We start from the raw sequence: 2,546 nt of genomic DNA on the forward strand, positions 1-2,546 counted from the left end.
GTGAGGATGGTTCCGGGAATGCCGACATCCCTTTCAAGGTCATCGCCGTAGGCACCGTGTTCACGATAATCGTCACTTTCCTTTTCTTCTGGTTGGGAGTGATGGACGGCAACATGCTCTTCGCCCTCGTGGCGATAGTCCTTGTGTCCGTGATAGCGTTCCTCTTCACCACCGTGGCAGCCAATGCCATAGCCATTGTGGGCAGCAATCCTGTGTCGGGTATGACGCTGATGACGCTTATTCTCGCCTCCGTGGTGATGGTGGGTGTAGGTCTCAGCGGCACAAGCGGCATGGTGGCTGCGCTCGTCATGGGTGGCGTGGTGTGCACGGCGCTGTCTATGGCCGGAGCGTTCATCACCGACTTGAAGGTCGGTTACTGGCTCGGCACCACGCCGAGAAAACAGGAGTCGTGGAAGTTTCTCGGCACGTTGGTGTCGGCTGCCACGGTAGGCGGTGTGATGATGCTGCTCAACGAGGCATACGGATTTGACACCGGCAAGCTCTCAGCCCCTCAGGCCAATGCGATGGCAGCGGTCATCGAGCCGCTGATGAACGGCATCAGCGCTCCGTGGATACTCTATGCCATAGGTGCCGGCATTGCCGTTGTGCTCACATGGTGCCGTGTTCCGGCCCTGGCTTTTGCTCTTGGAATGTTCATCCCGCTGGAACTCAACACTCCCTTGCTTGTCGGAGGAGCGATAAACTGGTTTGTGACAACACGCACAGCCGATGATAAAGCAAACAAGGAGCGTGGCGAGAAAGGTAACCTGATAGCTTCAGGGTTCATTGCCGGCGGCGCTCTCATGGGTGTGGTGAGTGCCCTGCTGCGCTTCGGCGGTGTCGATTTCGCATACGACACGTGGTGGGCAAACCCGCTGTCTGAAATTCTTTCGCTCGGCGCATACGCCCTGTTGATAGTATATTTCATACGGGCAACCAAAAAATGATGATACCTTTATATACCCCGGCAGGCCATAATATGCCTGCCGGGGTATGTCGTTATGAAACAAACGACCGTCCCGATTGAGGCGCTATCGTAGGTCTTACGCCTTAAATGCGGTGTGTGTCCCACGGTTGTATGACCGGTTTGTCAATCAAAAGGTAAGGGACTTCAAGATAAAAACACTGTTTAAACAACCCGGGGCAACCGGTCTTCCTACCGGTGGGGACTGTTGTCTCAATAAAAAAAACTAATCTTATGAACATCAGAAAGATATTTATCGCCTTTTCTCTATGTGTCGCCGTGGCGCAGGCCGGTGCCGCAGACTACAACATCGTGGATTTCGGCGCCGTCGGCGATACCGCGAGACTGAGCACCGTTGCAGTGCAGCAGGCCATAGACGCCTGCTCGAGGGCCGGCGGCGGACGGGTAATAGTGCCCACGGGAGGCTACAAGATAGGCACGATAGTGCTCAAAAGCAATGTCAACCTGCATCTCGAACATGGTGCCACGCTGTATGGCAGTACCGACCTGGCAGACTATAAGCCCGTGAAATCGGACTATCTTTCGCTCCGCACACAGACCGAGACTATACAGCTGATATATGCCGACGATGTGGACAACGTGGTGATAGACGGTCACGGCACGATAGACGGGCGCGGCAAGGCATTCAAGAAACTGTCGTGGAACGACGAGGGAATCACGCGTCCGCACCTGCTTCGCTTCATACGTGGACGGGACATAACGGTCAAAGACATCACCCTGCGCAACAGCGGGTGCTGGATGCAGCACTATCTGGCTTGCGACCGTCTGCGCATAGACGGCATCAGGGTGAAAAACCGCAACAACTACAACAATGACGCGCTCGACATAGACGGCTGTCACGATGTGATCGTGACCGGGATGACGGCCGACAGCGATGACGACGCCATCACATTGAAGAGCACCTCGCCGAGGTTGTGCGAGAACGTTACGATAAGCAACTGTGTGGTGAGCAGCCACTGCAACGCTATAAAGCTGGGAACGGAGACCAACGGCGGGTTCCGCAACATCAACATCAGCGGCATCGCCGTGAAACCGTCGGAAGACCAGACGTCGCAGTATTTCGGACTGCCAAGGGGCATATCGGCAATATCTCTTGAAATAGTGGATGGGGGCGTGCTGGAAAACGTAAGTGTGAGCGGAATTACCGTCGAGGGCACTGAGGCTCCGATATTCGTGCGGCTCGGCAATCGTGCCCGTGGATACTACAACGGGCAGGTGATAGGCAATGTGGGTATAATCCGCGATGTGCATATAGACAACGTGATAGTGCGCAACGCGGGTGCCACGGGATGCTCGGTGACCGGTCTTCCCGGCCATCCGGTGGAGAACGTCAGGCTGAGCGACATCCTTATATGTCATAAGGGAGGCGGGAAGAAGACTCCTGTGCCGGCCGACGAGAAAGAGAAAGACTACCCCGAGGCCACTATGTGGGACACCCTGCCGGCCAAAGGCTTCTTCGTGCGCCATGCCCGCAACGTGGTGTTCGACAACGTGGAGATACGTACCGACACTCCGGACGAGCGTCCGGAGTATGTGCGTGAAGACGCTTTTTAAATGTAAT

General features: G+C 55.6%; 2 protein-coding genes. Both read left to right on the top strand.

Going from position 1 to position 2,546, the window contains the following annotated elements; all coding sequences use genetic code 11:
- On the top strand, positions 1-947 hold a 947-nt coding region (locus MoGM_RS02780), incomplete at its 5' end, for an OPT/YSL family transporter (RefSeq protein WP_199181758.1).
- A gap of 251 nt (positions 948-1,198) precedes the next feature.
- Complete coding sequence (locus MoGM_RS02785) at positions 1,199-2,539, top strand: glycoside hydrolase family 28 protein (RefSeq protein ID WP_104368672.1); 1,341 nt, start codon at positions 1,199-1,201, stop codon at positions 2,537-2,539.
- Positions 2,540-2,546 lie beyond the last annotated feature (7 nt).

Origin of the sequence: Prevotella sp. MGM1, assembly GCF_002933775.1 — a bacterium.
GTDB lineage: Bacteria > Bacteroidota > Bacteroidia > Bacteroidales > Bacteroidaceae > Prevotella.